Source organism: Sphingomonas sp. PAMC26645 (genome assembly GCF_004795835.1).
In the GTDB taxonomy this organism is placed as follows: domain Bacteria; phylum Pseudomonadota; class Alphaproteobacteria; order Sphingomonadales; family Sphingomonadaceae; genus Sphingomonas.
Window position 1 is genome coordinate 2240034 of the sequence record NZ_CP039249.1, and the last position, 14635, is coordinate 2254668.

Below are 14635 nucleotides of genomic sequence, written 5' to 3' on the forward strand. Positions count from 1 at the left end.
CCTTCTGGATCAGAGGCTTTGGGGCGCCGGACGCCGATACGAGCTCTGCTTAGGCAGCCGGCGTCCGTCCCTCTTACATCAGTCCGGCGCCGTAAGCGAATGCTGCCTCACCTAGGATAAGAATCGAGAGAACACCGCCACCGATCTTGGCGCGCATGTTGAGCGAGGGGAGGGATCGGAAGAGCGGCCGCAGATAGAGATTGAGAGTGTGAGCCATTTCGGAAATCCGTTTCGTTGCCTGGCCAAGGTGATGGAGCGCGGGCGGCCCACCTATTGTGGTTTTACACATTGCACGGAAATGCGTGGGTCTTCGGCCGTTTGCGTAGTTTCCGAGCTTTGTCGTCGCCGGCTCACGCAGCTAGGCCCGGAGCCCGTCCAAACGGGATGCCTCATCTGACGAGCGGCTCGCTCTGCCCCATCGCTGCCGGAGATACTACGTGATCCCATCGGTTCGACATCTCGAGCACCATACGACCCAAAATGTCGGATGGCTGCGGGCGGCGGTACTCGGTGCGAACGATGGCATCCTATCGACGGCGAGCCTGGTTCTGGGCGTGGCGGCAGCGCACGGCACGCCACAGGCCATCTTGATCGCAGGCGCCGCAGGCTTGGTCGCAGGGGCCATGTCGATGGCGGCGGGTGAATATGTCTCAGTTCATTCTCAGGCCGACGCCGAGAAAGCGAATCTGCGACGTGAGGGCGCGGAGATTGCTTCTGACGGCGCCGGCGAAACCCGTGAACTCGCCGCAATCTATGTAGGTCGGGGGCTCGATGCGGATCTTGCCACCAAAGTGGCAGACCAGCTTACGGCGCATGACGCGCTGGGCGCGCATGCGAGCGATGAACTCGGGCTCAGCGACGAACTACGTGCGCGGCCGATCCAGGCGGCACTCGCCTCCGCGACCAGCTTTGCGGCCGGGGCGTCACTTCCAGTGCTCGTTGCCCGCTTCGCGCCTCCGCCGAGCCTGACCGCGGCGGTTTCGCTGACATCGCTGCTGTCGCTTGCTCTGCTCGGCGCTCTCGTGGCGCAGGCCGGTGGCGCGCGCGTCGCGATCGGCGCGCTGCGCGTGACCTTCTGGGGCGCGCTCGCCATGGCGGTGACCGCCGGTGTGGGCGCGCTGTTCGGGACGTCCGTTTGAAGAGCCGGGGGGCGGGCTCAGCCACTATGGTTTTCGCCTCGGGGTGTCGAACGGCTCGCTTAGACTAGACGGTCAGCACGGCCGCACCCTCGAACCGGCCGTGACGAAGATCTGAGAGCGCCGCGTTGGCTTGAGCGAGCGGATACCGGTTGATCGTCGTGACGATGCCGATCTTGGGGGCGAGCGTCAGAAAATCTAGACCGTCCTGGCGGGTCAGATTGGCGACCGAGACAAGCTGGCGTTCTTCCCATAGCAGCCGGTAGGGGAAGCTGGGCAAGTCGCTCATGTGGATCCCGGCGCAGACAACCCGGCCGCCCTTACGCACCGCCTTCAGCGCGAGCGGCACGAGATCGCCAACGGTCGCGAAGAGAATCGCGGCGTCTAGCGGCTTGGGCGGCATCTCGTCGGATCCCCCAGACCAGACTGCGCCTAAGGTTCTGGCGAACGCCTGGGTCGTGAGATCTCCTGGCCGCGTAAAGGCATAGACCGACCGCCCTTGCCAGGCCGCCACCTGCGCGACGATATGGGCAGACGCGCCAAACCCATAGAGACCAAGCCGTTTTCCCTCGCCGGCTTTACCGAGCGAACGCCATCCGATCAGGCCGGCGCACAACAACGGTGCGAGTGCCGCATCATCGCCCTCATCGCCGAGCGGAAAGGTGTAGCGCGCGTCGGCGATCACCGACGTCGCGAAGCCGCCGTCGCGCGTGTACCCCGTAAAGAGCGGCGCATCGCAGAGATTCTCCTGGCCCGATTGGCAATAGGAGCAGATCCCGCAGGTATGGCCCAGCCAGGGTACGCCCACACGCTCGCCGACGCGCAGACCCTCGACCCCGCTACCGATCGCATCGATCCGACCGACGATTTCATGACCGGGAATGATCGGCACTTGCGGCGCAGCGAGTTCGCCATCGACGACATGCAGATCGGTACGGCAAACTCCGCATGCCGCGACCGTCAGACGGATTTGACCGGGGCCAGGCGTCCGCTCGGGCAGTTCGGTCCACTGCAGCGGCTGACCGATCGCACTTAGGATCATGGCGTGCATCGTTCGGCTCTTTCAAATTAGCGGCGTGCGCCTGGAGGAGGCGGCGGGCCGTCAATTTCGTGGTCATGTCGACCCGTCCGAGAAAGCGTCGGAAACTACGCAGGTGCACGCGATTCCATCCTTGGATCGCGCAGGCCCTTAGACCATCGCTGCGGTCGGAAGTCGCGGCCTGCTCCCGAAGTCTGGCGCGGACCGCGCCCCGAGCCGAAAACCTCAGCTCGAGTCTCCGTTTAGGTAGTTCCCGACGGTTCGCCCGCGCGGCGATCACGAGCATTGCTGAGACATCAAAGTGCGCCGGCTTGAATGAGTGGCGCCTCTACCGACTACGCCAGCTTTCCAAATTAGGTGCCTCTCTCATGAGCAAATATTATTTCGTCGGCAGCGGCATTGCCTCGCTGGCGGGCGCCGTTTTTCTCATTCGAGATGGCGGCGTGTCCGGGAGCGACATCGTCATCTTCGAAGAAAGCCACCAGTTCGGGGGGGCCTTCGACGCGCATGGCGACGCCGAGAACGGCTATTTCATGAGCGGCAGCCGCATGTTCGAAGCGATGTACCAATGTACCTTCGACCTGCTGGCCTCGATCCCGTCGGCCACTAATCCCAACATTTCCGTCAAGGAAGAGACCGACCAGGCCAATGCCGAATGGCCGTGGCACAACAAGGTTCGGCTGGTCGACCGTGACGGGCATGTGCCGGACTTCCACACGATGGGTTTCAGCGAACGAGACCGGATTCAGCTCGTGGCGATCATGGCCGAACCGGAAGCACTGCTCGACGGCAAACGCATTACCGACTGCTTCGGCGACCATTTCTTCGAGACCAATTTCTGGTTCGAATGGTGCACGCTGTTCGCATTCGAGCGGTGGCATAGCGCGATCGAATTCCGGCGCTATCTGCGACGCTTCGTCCACCATTTTTCGACGATCGATACGCAAGAAGGCATCTACCGGAGCCTGTACAATCAGTATGACAGCTTCGCCGTGCCCCTGACGAACTGGTTGAAAGATCATGAGGTCGACTTCCGTTTCGGGGTGCGGGTCGAAGACCTCAGCTTCGCCTCCGGCAGCGATGCGATCACGGTCACCGGCCTGGCGACCAGCAGCGATGGCGCCGCCGAGCGCATTCCGGTGGAGACCAGCGATCTGGTGTTCGTCACCAACGGCTCGATGACCGCCGACAAGACGTTCGGTTCGATGACCAAGGCGCCGGGCGTCAATCGCAGTGACTCCTCGGGGGCGTGGCGCTTGTGGGAGAAGCTGGCCGAGGGGCGCCCGCAGTTCGGCAACCCTGCGGCGTTCAACAGCGTGATCGCAGAGTCGTCGTGGATATCCTACACCGTCACCGTCAAGGACCCGCTGTTCCTCGAACTAATGGAGAAGTTCAGCGGACAGCCGGCCGGCATGGGCGGCCTGATCACGTTCAAGGATTCAAACTGGCTGATCACTATTTCGATCTACCATCAGCCGTTCTTCCCGGAGCAGCCCGAAGGTGTCGCGGTCTGGTGGGGGTATGGCCTGTTCCACGATCGCCCGGGCAACTTCGTCAAAAAGCCAATGGTCGAGTGCACCGGTGGCGAAATTCTCGAGGAAGTGCTCGGCCATTTGCACTTCGCGAGCGGCGATCAGGATGCCATCATGGCCGCTTCGAACTGCATCCCGTGCACCATGCCATACATCACCAGCCAGTTCATGGTCCGGACTGGCAAAGACCGGCCGCTGGTCGTTCCGGACGGCTCGACCAATCTCGCCTTTCTCGGTCAGTATGCCGAGCAGCCCGACGACGTGGTTTTCACGGTCGAATATTCGGTGCGAAGCGCCATGACCGCCGTCTACTCCTTGCTCAAGCTGAACAAGAAGCCGCCGCCGGTCTACAAAGGGCTGCATAGCCCCCAGGTGATCGTCGACGCGATCCGGACAATGCACCGCTAGGCGCCCACTATGGGCGCCGTTCTCGCGCAAACAGCCGGCGACAGGCACAGCAACGGCTCGGCCAAGCTTCCCGGCTCCGCGTCACGCGAGCGAGTCTGGCGGCCGGCCACCTCGATCTCGAACAAACATAGGCACGGAAACGACGCCATGGTACGGGCATGCATCACCAGAACGCTCCTGCAGGCGTCCCGTGACCGAGGGACGATAGCGCCCCCGCCTGCAAGTGCGAGGCTGGCGATGTTCTACAAGATGCTTCATATCCGTTCGATCGGCTGACCGGGGTGTCCACGACCCTTCCGGTTCGGAACCTCGACGAGGCCAATCGTCTCGCTCAGGCGATCGTGAACACGATCCCCGAGCCGTTTCTCGTGCTCGACGCCGACCTGCGCGTGCTCGAGGCGAGCCGCTCCTTCTATAAAATCTTCATGGTCGAGCCCGCCCAGACCCAGGGCTGCCTGCTCTATGCGCTCGGAGACGGGCAGTGGGACATTCCGCGCCTGCGCGAGTTGCTCGAAACGATCCTTCCCGAACGGGTCGCGATGGACGGATTCGAAGTCGACCATGATTTTCCGGGGCTCGGTCACCGCGTCATGCTGCTCAACGCCCGCAAGGTTTTATACGACGAGAGCGACACGATGGCGATCCTGCTCGCGTTTCGAGACGTGACCGAGCGCCGCGCGATCGAGGCCGAAAAGGAGGCTCTGCTCAAACGATCGGAGGATCTGCGCCGCCAGAACGAGGTGCTGCTGCAGGAGATGAAGCACCGCGTCGCCAACAGTCTGCAGATTATCGCCAGCATCCTGCTGCTCAAGGCGCGGGCCGTGGCTTCCGACGAAACCCGCTTCCACCTACGCGACGCGCACCAACGCGTGATGTCGGTCGCGGCTGTGCAGCAGCATCTCGATACGACCGACGGCATCGATCAGATCGAGGTCGCCACCTATCTCGCCAAGCTTTGCGCCGGACTCGGCTCGTCGATGGTCAGCGACTCCCAACCCGTCGCGATCGTTGTTACCTCGGACAAGGGCATGATACCGTCGGCTAAGGCCGTCAGCCTTGGGCTCATCGTCACCGAGCTCGTGATCAACGCCCCTTAAATACGCCTTCCCCGAGCAGAATGACGAAGCGTCGATCCGGGTCGGCTACACGATCGAGGACGGCCGTTGGGCGCTGATCGTGTCGGACAACGGAGCTGGCAAAGCGATCGACAAACCGGTGAAGACCGAAGGGGGGCTCGGCACGACAATCGTGGCGGCTTTGGCTAAGCAACTGGATGCCAAGGTCTGCACGGCGTCTGATGCGACCGGCTATTCGGTCACGGTCGGTCAGGCGATCCAGCCTGTCGCCCAGCGACCGGCGGGGTAGACGCTATGCCGCAGAAATCTGACCGATAATTGTCATCATCCCGGCTCATCCGCCACTTGGCGCGTTGGGTAACTATAGCAGCACGGGCGCATCGCGCTCCATCGCGCCCCCGACCAAGGTATCGATTCATCGTGACCAATGACGTACTGATTCTCGTAGTCGATGACGAAGCGCTCATCGAAGAGCTCGTTGTCTCGGGCCTCGAAGATGCCGGGTATACGGTGGTGGCTGCACAGTCTGCCGAGTACGCTATCGCACTGTTGGAGCAGACCGAAACAGTCTTCCGCGTGATCGTGACCGATGTGAACCTTGTTCCGCACAAGCTTACCGGATGGGACGTCGCCCGCCGCGCGCGCGAGCTGACCGCCGACATCCCGATTGTCTACATGTCGGGAGCGAGCGGTCAGGACTGGACGGCTAACGGCGTTCCCAACAGCATTATGATCGCCAAGCCGTTCGTAAACGGTCAGATCGTCACGGCCGTGTCGCACCTGCTCAACGCGAGCGGCCCGAGCCACACCGAGTAACGCGGTACCGGAGAGGACCGAGCATAGCGCCCGTTTCCCCTCCGGCAGGCTAATTACGCGCCCACCGCCAGTTCGGTAGCATGGCGCGGATATGGGGCGATGGTCGCGGTATCGTCGTGCGTTCCCGCCAGCGTGCTGGCAAAGCCGTGGTTCACGTCGCGGTGGTGTGCTTCGTCGGCTCTGACGACGAGTACAACGTCGCGCAATGTCGCGTCATCCGGCATCTGCCAATAGTGGCGCGCGATCGCGGGTGCGGCAACGTTTGGCGACCGACCTTCGTCGATTTCCTGGAGATAGAGCGTGTAGCTGGTGACTGCCTCTTCTTCGAAATAGCCGACGACACGGTGTGCAGTGCGTGAGGAGAGGAGGTACAGTACCGAGAATCCCACCAGAAACACGCCCTGTACGCCGAGGATCACCATGCGCTCGAACCAAGTCGGCTTGGCGATCTCGATGAACGTCATGAGATGCATCCGCTCATTTTCGGCCTCTTCCATCAATGTGCGGATCCAGCCTTCGTCGTCGCGCATCCAACGCAGACAGTTCAGATGGGTGAACATGGCGCCCACCATCCCTGGGACAGCAGCGACTGTTTCGAGGACGATCGCGCGGTGCCCGTAACGCTTGGCGAAGAACGTGTCCGCGCTGAGCCGCAGGAGCTTGGTGAACCCAAGCGCGAAATGATCGGAGAAGCCCTTGGCGACATGATGGATGACGGGTTCGGCGGCGCGCTCCTCGACCAGTGCCCGTGCGTCCGGGCTGAGGATGGAATTGACCATGTCCGTCTTCCTAAATGGCAGCGCCTACCGGGTTGGCGGCGCGATCAGCGTGAGCGAGCAGGAGCTGATCGTTCCTCGATCGTGTAGGCGGAAACCTGGCCAGCGCGCAGGCTCGGCTAACACGTAGAACTTCTCGCTTCGGCCTACCGCCCGCTCGCCCCAGTCCGCTTCAGGGCGACTTAGGCCCAGGCCCGCCGTGCGGCTCCTGCTGCGATAGGCACGCGCCGGATGGCGCGTTGCACGGTGTCAAAGTCAGCAGCGCATCGTACCGGTGTCGAGGAAGCGTTGATGCCAGGACAGGGCCTCGCCGGGCAGGGATGGGGATTGTTGCCCGTAAGAACCTTCGCGGGCGCGCCGGTAATAATCGGCCAGCGCAGGGCGGTAGTCGGGGTGCGCGCACTTCTCGATGATAAGCTGGGCGCGCTGCTTGGGGCTCAGACCGCGCAAATCCGCCAGGCCCTGTTCCGTGACAAGCACCTGCACGTCCTGGCTGATATGATCGACATGGCTCGCTTGCGGCACGATCGCCGAAATGTTGCCACCCTTGGCCGTCGATGGTGTCATGAAGATCGAGACATAGGCGTTGCGCGCGAAGTCGCCCGAGCCGCCGATGCCGTTCTGGATGCGCGACCCCATGATGTGCGTTGAATTGACGTTGCCGTAAATGTCGGCCTCGATCAGCCCGTTCATCGCCAGGCAGCCGAGCCGGCGGATCAGTTCGGGATGGTTGCTGATCTCCTGCGGGCGCAGGATCATCTTCTGGCGATAGGCGCCCATGTCGGCGTTCAGCCGCGCCGCCGCCTCCGGGCTGAGCGAGAAGGCCGTTGCCGACGCCATGCGCAGTTTGCCCGAATCGAGCAGGTCGAGCATCCCGTCCTGGATCACCTCGGTGTAGGAGGTCATGTCGCTGAACGGCCCGGAGACGAGCCCGGTCAGCACCGCATTGGCGATGTTGCCGACCCCCGATTGCAGCGGCAGCAGCGAGGCGGGCAGGCGGCCGCGCGAGACCTCATGGCGGAAGAACTCGATCAGATGCCCGGCGATCGCATGCGCGGACGCATCGGGCGCCGCGAACGGCAAATTGCGGTCGGGCGCCTCGGTCTCGACGATCGCGACGATCCTGTCCGGGTCGACGCGGAAATAGGCCTCGCCGATGCGGTCGTCGGGGCGGACCAGCGGGATCGGCACGCGGTGCGGCGGCAGCGCGGTGCCGTAATAGATGTCGTGCATCCCCTCGAGCGCCGGGTTCTGCCAAGCGTTCACCTCGAGGATGATCTTGTCCGCGCGGTCGAGCCAGGTCTTGTTGTTGCCGACCGAGGAAGAGGGGATCAGCGACCCGTCGGCGCGGATGCCCGACACTTCGACGACGGCGGTGTCGAGTGGCCCCAGGAAACCCTGCCACGCCATCGGCGCGACCTGGCTAAGGTGCATGTCGAAATATTCCATTTGGCCGCGGTTGATCTTCTCGCGGGCGATCGGATCCGAATTGTAGGGAAGGCGGAATTCGATGCCGTCAGCCTTGGCGAGCGCGCCGTCGAGTTCGGGGCCCGTCGAAGCACCGGTCCACACGCGGATGCGAAACGGGTTGCCCGCGGCATGCTCCGCCTCGATCCGCGCGGCGAGCGCCATCGGCACAGCCTTGGGATAGCCTGAGCCGGTGAAGCCGCTGAGGCCGACCGTGCTGCATGAGGTGATCAGGCCAGCCGCGTCCTCTGCGCTCATGATCCGGTCGCGCAGGGCTTCGCAGTGCATACGGCTCATGTCGTTTCTCTCCGCTTCGCGGCGTGTCGCGAGCATCGAGCCTTGGGCCAGATCGCGGCGTGTTACACCTGTGTTCCACGGCGCCACGGATGCGGCAAACGGCCGAGGCCCGGTCGTCGTTACCCCGCCGACGAGGCCGCCGGGGTAGGATTCTCAGGCGACGATCAGGTCGTTCTCGACGCTCGTCGCCCCGGGGGCGCCCCAGGCGGTCGATCCCGCAGTCCAGCGCTCGCTCGACGAGTGGACCGTCCCGGTCAGCTTGACCTTACCGCCACTCGCAGTGACCTTGACCTTGTCCGGATCGAACCACGAACGATGCAGCGCGGTATTGATATCCGCGCTGATGTTGACCGCATCGGGCTTCGGCTTGATCGTCGTCAGGTCGGAAACCCCGACTACGCCGTAAAGGCCGCGCACCGCACGCTCCGCGGCTTCCTTTTGGAAATGCCACTCGACCTCGCCCGAGAGCGTGACCCATCCCTTTTCGACCCGCACCTTGATGGCGTCGGCGGGCACCGATACGTCCCAGATGAGGTGATCGATCGCCACGCGGGCGATCTCCTCGTCGCTACGCTCGGCGGAGAAGTGGATGCGGACCTCCATCTCCTGCACGACGCCCTTCACGCCCTTCACGCGCGTTGCTGCGACGGTCGCGGCATGCTTTTCGAGATAGTTCGAGACGTGTCCGGTCAGCGTCACGATGCCGGCGTCGGCGATCACACCGATATGGGCCGCGTTGATGCTCGGCTCCCACGCGAATTCGGCGAGAACGGCTTCCTGGAGTTGACGATCCTGAGACATAAATTCTCCTGTCATATCGGATGAGCCAACGCGGACGATCGCGCCGACCAGTTGCTCCGGATCGTTCTTGGCTGGGCACGTTCTCAGCCGGATCAACCGGAAGCTCGAATGTAGAATAGCGCTCACACACCGATAGCTTCGGGAAGTACTTAAAGACTGAGGAGCACAGCCCTGGAGACCCTTATGAGGCGTCGGTACTGGCAGGCGGGGGCGACGGGCGGGGGAAACGATCACCGTCCGCTTGCGCGTCCCGAGCGTTCAGCTAGCCTGCGATCGCTGGGCTCAAGCCCAGGACGGTATCACCGGATCCGGCCCCGCGGCGGACGTAAGGTTGCGTGTGACGATCACCGTCGATGGATCGCCTGGGTCGGATACAACGCTGAACCCCATGTCGCGTTCGACGGCGATCGCCATATGGTTGTCTCGGCTCTCGATCGACTGCAGCGTCTTGATGCCCTTGGCTTCGGCGTAGCGCGCGACATGGTCGAGCAAGGTCTACCCGAGACCCTTGTTCTTGAAATTCTTGTGGATTGCGATCGCGACTTCCCCGCGGGCCATCGCCGCGTCGCACGCCAGCATGGCGGTCGCGATCATCGTCGAGCCGTCTTCGGTAAAAGCCAGGAAGTCCTCGGTTTGACGATGGTCGACCTGAGTGAGCGCAGCAATCTGGCTGTCGCCTACGACGGTCAACCCGGTCAGAAACCGGAACCGGAGATCTTCCCGCGTCACATGGGTGAAGAACTCGGCGACCGTGCCTGCGTCTGCCGGGCGCGCCGGGCGGACGTGCAGTCGGAAACCGGTTCGTGTCGTGAGGTGTTGGTTACAATCATCCATCTGCCTATTCCCCGATTTGCGCGGCCTGACATGCACGCCAGCCTTGCGAATGCCGGGCTGTCGCCGCGGCGATGCGTTTCACGTCTTGGTCTAATCACCACCGTGCCTGGTGTAGTTGCGTAGTTTCCGATGGGTACCGAACCGCGGATGGTGCGCCTCACGATCCGAGGCAGCCTCGCGGCCCGCGCGGCACGCACGCGTGGCGACCATCGCTCGCTGGAGAGGAGTCCGCGACGAAGGAATTTCGTTCGCCGGTGTTCATGACCGGCCCAGCTTCGCGAAGGCGCTGTCGGTCTGCGTACTTTCCGAGCCTGTGCGAACCGCATGGTTCCCTGTCTAGATCGTCGGGCCAACGACCTAACCCGTAACAGGACCGCCGAACATGCAGTTCGACCATCCGGGCCTGCCCGCGCTCTACCTCTCAAAAACAGGCTGATTTCTCGGGCGAGATCTTTCGCGGCCAACATCAGCAATCCGTGCGGCTGCTCGTGACGGGCCGTGAACGTCCTCGGTCGTCACCGAATGCCATGAAGGACGACCCTATGTTCGCGACACGAAATCGTTGGACGGTGCTCGCCGCATTCGCCGCGGGTCTTGTTCCAATGCTCGGCGAGTCGAGCGCGTTAGCGCAGGCCGTCGCTTCAGATCCCGTTTCGGCGGCTAGCGCAGTGAGCATCCCGACACCGGCGGCACCACAAGCCGAAATCCTACCAGGCGGTCGTCCTGGCCCATCCGGGGTGCTCCAGCTGTTTCGTTGGACCGAGGATTGGTCTGCCCCGCCCGCGCCGGGTACGCCTCTAGTCGACAGGATCCGACATATCCCGCTTGGTTCGAGCGATACCTACCTCTCGCTCGGAGGAGAGATACGCGCCTATTATACCGATTGGCAGCACTCCGCGCTCGGCTTGCGCGCGGCTGATGATAACGACCCGCTGCAGCTCAGACTTCGCTTGCTTGCCGATCTTCATATCGGTCCGCATGTGCGGGCGTTCGTGGAAGTTGGCGACAATCGGGAATTCGGCGCGCAGTTCGCGACACTTCCCAATCGCGGCAGGCTCAATCTCCAGCAGGCGTTCATCGACCTGACGCTACCGCTCGGTAATTCGGGATCGATCACGCTACGGCCCGGTCGCTTCGAGATGCCGCTCGGCAACAACAAGCTTGTGAGCGTGCGCGACGCCATGAACGAACGCTTCACCTATCAGGGGCTGCGCGCCACCTACATCCTTCACGGCAGTCTAAGCGTCGATGTGTTCGCAGTGCGGCCGGTCAGTCTCAAGCCCGGAACGTTCAACGACGGCCCGAGCCATGTGAGTTCGTTTCGCGGCGTCTATGTCAGTGCCGCCAAGGGGCCGTTCGGGCTGGGCACCGACGCCTATTGGTATAGGCTCGACCGGGAGGTAGCGGTGCTTGGTCCGCGCAGCGGTGAAGATCGCCGCAACACCTGGGGCATGCGAGCGTGGAAACGCACCTCGAACTGGGATCTTGATGTAGAGGGCGCGTATCAAACCGGCACTTTTGGCAGTAGGGACATTGCCGCTTGGGCAGTTATGTTCGAAAGCGGCGTGACCCTTTCCAAGACCGCGATGACTCCGAGGCTTGGCCTGCGCGCAAATGTGTTCAGCGGAAATCACGATCCCAGCGGGAAGGCCAGCGGAACATTCGTCCCGGCGTTTCCTCGGTTCGGCCTGATCAGCGAGGCAGCCTTCTTCAACCTGTCCAACCTCATGGACATCTATCCGTCTCTAACGCTCAGTCCTCATCGCGACATCACCGTAACAGTGGGGCCCGACTTCTTGTGGCGAAACAGCCGCGCAGACGGCATCTATATCGGCGCGACCGGCGCTGCGTTCGCGGCATATGGCTCGGGTCGGTTCACCGGCACCGACCTTAATCTTCAGGCGAACTGGCAAGCCACCAAGCACTTGCAATTTACGCTATATGAAACCTTCTTTTCCGCCAGCGGCTCGTTAACGAGCTACGGCGGCAAGAACGGCAATTATCTCGGCATCCAGTCAGACTTCAAGTTTTAGCGCGCCGTTATGACAGCCTTGAACCGCATCCGGGTACCACGTGATTAGCTGAATCAATATAACTGAGGCTCGTCACCGGAGACAGTTGCGCGAAGATTGCCTCCAAGCGTCATTCCAATCGTCGTGATGTTTAGGCTCGCGGCATACGAGCTCACGACCGTTTGCCTCAAGATGATCTCGCGCCTCGTCTCGCCCGAGCTGTTCGCAATGGGCAACCGCACGGAAGCACAGGACTGCTGTGAAGGTCGCGATAGGGTAAGCATGGGCGCATCAAACGCTAGCGAATATGCTCTACCTTGAGACCCTTGACCTTCACCTTTTTCCATTCGCGATCCGCCGTAAGGGCAGGAACATCGAGCTGCATGGCTAGGGCCAAGCAAGAACGATCACCAAGCCCGCGTCCAAACTCCCGTGTCTGTCCGTGAAGGCCTGCGGCCGCATAGGCCGCTTCGGCATCGTGCGCCCGAACATCAAGGCGAAGCTCGCCAAGGAGTTCGCGGACGGTCGGGTCGTTAAGTCCACTCAGGAGCATTTCTTTGATCACTTCTTGGAGGTTGACGGCGGAAATCGCAGCTCGCCCAATATGTGGTACGACCTTGTCGGCACCCGGTTCATCCCGGATGAGCGCCAAAACCGCAGACGCATCCAAAACAACCGACGTCATTTCGGATCGTGCTGCTGATTGGTTGCCAGTGGCTCACCGGCGTCTGCGACTGCCTCCGCCTTCCGATCACTCAAAAAGTCGTCTGTCGTGCGAGCGTGCTTGGCATGCTCCCGATACAGGGCTTGAGCACGTGAGACGCCATGGCCGATCGGAGACAGCCGAACCTGATCGTCGTCAATCGTCAGTATGACCTTAGTCTCGCCATGTAGCCCCATGGCTTTACGAACCGAGACCGGTAAGATCATGCGGCCGTTGCCGGCTACCCTAACATCTATGGATTGTGTAGTCACCGGCCCGTTCTCCAAGCTATGCCAGGAATAGGCTAGTGCCATATTGATCGGCATGTCACAAGGCCGCCATATGCCGTTACTATGAAGATGCATAGCGGCAATCGTCAATATGGGTATACCGTGAATGAACACGTTTGATTGAACACTTTCGTGTAAAATCAGGGTCCGTTGCAGGGATATTGAACGCTTCGTGCGACGGGTCTAGAACCTGATCGGACAGATGGAAGCCGAGGCTTAGGTAGCGTTGCTCAGGTCATCGTCACAGACTTACGATGGTGCCGCCGAGTAGCCGAAATCGAGTTCTACAGCGGTCAAATCCTGTCCCCGCAACCATCTCTATAACGACAACGCCGCCCTCACGGGCGGCGTCGTCGTTTGTACCGAGCTATGCGTTCGAGTTGCTTCGCGTCCGAGATGGCGGCGATTCAATAATCTCTGCTGAAAGATCTACTTTCTTTTACCACATGGATTTGCAGAGCATCACGAACAACTTCGCTTGCACTATTGTAATGTCCCAACGCCACCTGACTACGCACGTAGTTACATATTGTCTGCATTAAAGACAAATGCCGAGAATGAACTGCAGCCATATCGTAGATTTAGCTGCTTGGGCGAGGGGTGTCACCCGAAATCGGGCAGTAGGCTGAGCCGTTCTCCCGACAATTGCGGCCAGACCTTCAGTCCATGATGCGTCGCCAGATAAGCCTGCGCCACGAATCTTCGCGTCCAGTGGGAAGCAACTCTAACCGAACCACCGCCGCAAATATGAATGAATGGCCGAAGTTGAAGAGCCGGGAAGAGTTCGCGAGTGTCCACTTGTGGGTTTAATGATTGGGTCAGACCTCCGTCCGCTTTGCCAATTCCAATGCGTCTTCGACATCAACGCCAAGGTAGAGGACCGTGCTCTCAATCTTTGCATGACCGAGCAGGATCCGCACCGCGCGTATTTTTCCCGTCGCTTTGTAGATGATCGATGCTTTAGTGCGTCGCAGCGAGTGAGTGCCATAATCCTCAGCTTGAGGCCAATGCCGGTGATTTACTCGCGAACGAGGCGGGTATACTGCCTCGTGCTCATGTGCTTCATATAATCTTTTGCGGCTCGGGAAGACGAAGTCGTTCAAAGTGCCGCCGCGACGCTCAAGCCATGCAACCAACGGCTTGCGGGCCGGTTCGACGATTTCGAACTGCACGGGGCATTTGGTTTTTTACTGCACTACAGCCGTGCGATCCCGGATCCGGGCTTGCTATCGATCGTAAAGTCGAAAGGAGCTTGGTCCCGGAGACGCCGGTGCTGGTCCAGCCAAAATCGAATGGCTCAAACTTGCTGAGGTTTGAGGGCGCGCTTTGCGCCTCTCACTCCACCCTCATTCCAGGGGCGGAGTTCATGAAGGCTAGATTTTACTGTGCGTGCCCCATCGCATATTTCCAAAGTGTCGAGTTACCACTGCTAGTACCCTCAGGAAGGT

16 protein-coding genes are annotated in these 14635 nt (G+C 61.5%); 6 read left to right on the forward strand and 10 right to left on the reverse strand.

All coding sequences use genetic code 11. The features are described 5' to 3' along the window. Positions 1-437 precede the first annotated feature (437 nt). On the forward strand, positions 438-1139 hold the full coding sequence (locus tag E5673_RS10585) for a VIT family protein (protein ID WP_136189964.1): 702 nt from the start codon (positions 438-440) through the stop codon (positions 1137-1139). 64 nt (positions 1140-1203) lie between these two features. On the opposite strand, the gene E5673_RS10590 is transcribed toward E5673_RS10585, so the two are convergent. Continuing rightward, on the reverse strand, positions 1204-2187 hold the full coding sequence (locus E5673_RS10590; RefSeq protein ID WP_136189965.1) for a zinc-dependent alcohol dehydrogenase family protein: 984 nt from the start codon (positions 2185-2187) through the stop codon (positions 1204-1206). A gap of 299 nt (positions 2188-2486) precedes the next feature. On the opposite strand from E5673_RS10590, the gene E5673_RS10595 reads away from it, so the two are divergent. From E5673_RS10595 to E5673_RS10605, 4 genes are all read left to right on the forward strand, one after another. Further along, positions 2487-4115, forward strand: a complete 1629-nt coding sequence (locus E5673_RS10595; RefSeq protein WP_247599325.1) for an oleate hydratase — start codon at positions 2487-2489, stop codon at positions 4113-4115. Between the two features lie 281 nt (positions 4116-4396). Further along, the gene (locus E5673_RS10600; RefSeq protein WP_210731722.1) at positions 4397-5212 is read left to right on the forward strand and encodes a histidine kinase dimerization/phosphoacceptor domain -containing protein; all 816 of its coding nucleotides are present in this window, start codon (positions 4397-4399) and stop codon (positions 5210-5212) included. 118 nt (positions 5213-5330) lie between these two features. Further along, the gene (locus E5673_RS19855) at positions 5331-5480 is read left to right on the forward strand and encodes a hypothetical protein (protein WP_210731723.1); all 150 of its coding nucleotides are present in this window, start codon (positions 5331-5333) and stop codon (positions 5478-5480) included. Positions 5481-5611: 131 nt separating this feature from the next. Continuing rightward, positions 5612-6007: a response regulator gene (locus tag E5673_RS10605; protein WP_136189966.1), complete on the forward strand. Its 396-nt coding sequence runs from the start codon at positions 5612-5614 to the stop codon at positions 6005-6007. Positions 6008-6060: 53 nt separating this feature from the next. On the opposite strand, the gene E5673_RS10610 is transcribed toward E5673_RS10605, so the two are convergent. The 5 genes from E5673_RS10610 to E5673_RS20015 all read right to left on the reverse strand — a co-directional run bounded on the left by E5673_RS10610 (position 6061) and on the right by E5673_RS20015 (position 10182). After that, complete coding sequence (locus E5673_RS10610) at positions 6061-6786, reverse strand: alternative oxidase (protein WP_136189967.1); 726 nt, start codon at positions 6784-6786, stop codon at positions 6061-6063. 252 nt (positions 6787-7038) lie between these two features. Continuing rightward, positions 7039-8547 (reverse strand): acetyl-CoA hydrolase/transferase family protein, encoded by a 1509-nt coding sequence (locus E5673_RS10615; RefSeq protein WP_136189968.1) that lies wholly within the window; start codon positions 8545-8547, stop codon positions 7039-7041. Between the two features lie 153 nt (positions 8548-8700). Further along, entirely contained in the window at positions 8701-9348 is a 648-nt protein-coding gene (locus tag E5673_RS10620; RefSeq protein ID WP_136189969.1) for a BON domain-containing protein, read from the reverse strand. A gap of 282 nt (positions 9349-9630) precedes the next feature. Beyond that, positions 9631-9840, reverse strand: a complete 210-nt coding sequence (locus E5673_RS20010) for a hypothetical protein (protein ID WP_247599326.1) — start codon at positions 9838-9840, stop codon at positions 9631-9633. Between the two features lie 3 nt (positions 9841-9843). Further along, entirely contained in the window at positions 9844-10182 is a 339-nt protein-coding gene (locus E5673_RS20015; protein WP_247599327.1) for a hypothetical protein, read from the reverse strand. Between the two features lie 542 nt (positions 10183-10724). Between E5673_RS20015 and E5673_RS10630 the strand changes: the two genes are divergently transcribed. Next, the gene (locus E5673_RS10630) at positions 10725-12215 is read left to right on the forward strand and encodes an alginate export family protein (protein ID WP_168711603.1); all 1491 of its coding nucleotides are present in this window, start codon (positions 10725-10727) and stop codon (positions 12213-12215) included. 72 nt (positions 12216-12287) lie between these two features. On the opposite strand, the gene E5673_RS20225 is transcribed toward E5673_RS10630, so the two are convergent. From E5673_RS20225 to E5673_RS10650, 4 genes are all read right to left on the reverse strand, one after another. After that, positions 12288-12467: a toprim domain-containing protein gene (locus tag E5673_RS20225; protein ID WP_348769898.1), complete on the reverse strand. Its 180-nt coding sequence runs from the start codon at positions 12465-12467 to the stop codon at positions 12288-12290. 25 nt (positions 12468-12492) lie between these two features. Further along, a complete protein-coding gene (locus E5673_RS10635) occupies positions 12493-12879 on the reverse strand; it encodes a type II toxin-antitoxin system VapC family toxin (RefSeq protein ID WP_136189971.1) in 387 nt (128 codons plus the stop codon). Beyond that, positions 12876-13223, reverse strand: a complete 348-nt coding sequence (locus E5673_RS10640; RefSeq protein ID WP_247599328.1) for an AbrB/MazE/SpoVT family DNA-binding domain-containing protein — start codon at positions 13221-13223, stop codon at positions 12876-12878. The genes E5673_RS10635 and E5673_RS10640 overlap by 4 nt, the downstream gene beginning before the upstream one ends. A gap of 782 nt (positions 13224-14005) precedes the next feature. Then, complete coding sequence (locus E5673_RS10650; protein ID WP_136189973.1) at positions 14006-14359, reverse strand: tyrosine-type recombinase/integrase; 354 nt, start codon at positions 14357-14359, stop codon at positions 14006-14008. Between the last annotated feature and the right edge of the window lie 276 nt (positions 14360-14635).

Excerpts from the sequence above, each read along its gene's own strand:
- E5673_RS10630 (WP_168711603.1), top strand. The coding sequence starts at position 10,725 with ATGTTCGCGACACGAAATCGTTGGACGGTGCTCGCCGCATTCGCCGCG.
- E5673_RS20015 (WP_247599327.1), bottom strand. The coding sequence starts at position 10,182 with ATGGATGATTGTAACCAACACCTCACGACACGAACCGGTTTCCGACTG.
- E5673_RS10590 (WP_136189965.1), bottom strand. The coding sequence starts at position 2,187 with ATGCACGCCATGATCCTAAGTGCGATCGGTCAGCCGCTGCAGTGGACC.
- E5673_RS10620 (WP_136189969.1), bottom strand. The coding sequence starts at position 9,348 with ATGTCTCAGGATCGTCAACTCCAGGAAGCCGTTCTCGCCGAATTCGCG.
- E5673_RS10610 (WP_136189967.1), bottom strand. The coding sequence starts at position 6,786 with ATGGTCAATTCCATCCTCAGCCCGGACGCACGGGCACTGGTCGAGGAG.
- E5673_RS10635 (WP_136189971.1), bottom strand. The coding sequence starts at position 12,879 with ATGACGTCGGTTGTTTTGGATGCGTCTGCGGTTTTGGCGCTCATCCGG.
- E5673_RS10615 (WP_136189968.1), bottom strand. The coding sequence starts at position 8,547 with ATGAGCCGTATGCACTGCGAAGCCCTGCGCGACCGGATCATGAGCGCA.
- E5673_RS10640 (WP_247599328.1), bottom strand. The coding sequence starts at position 13,223 with ATGCCGATCAATATGGCACTAGCCTATTCCTGGCATAGCTTGGAGAAC.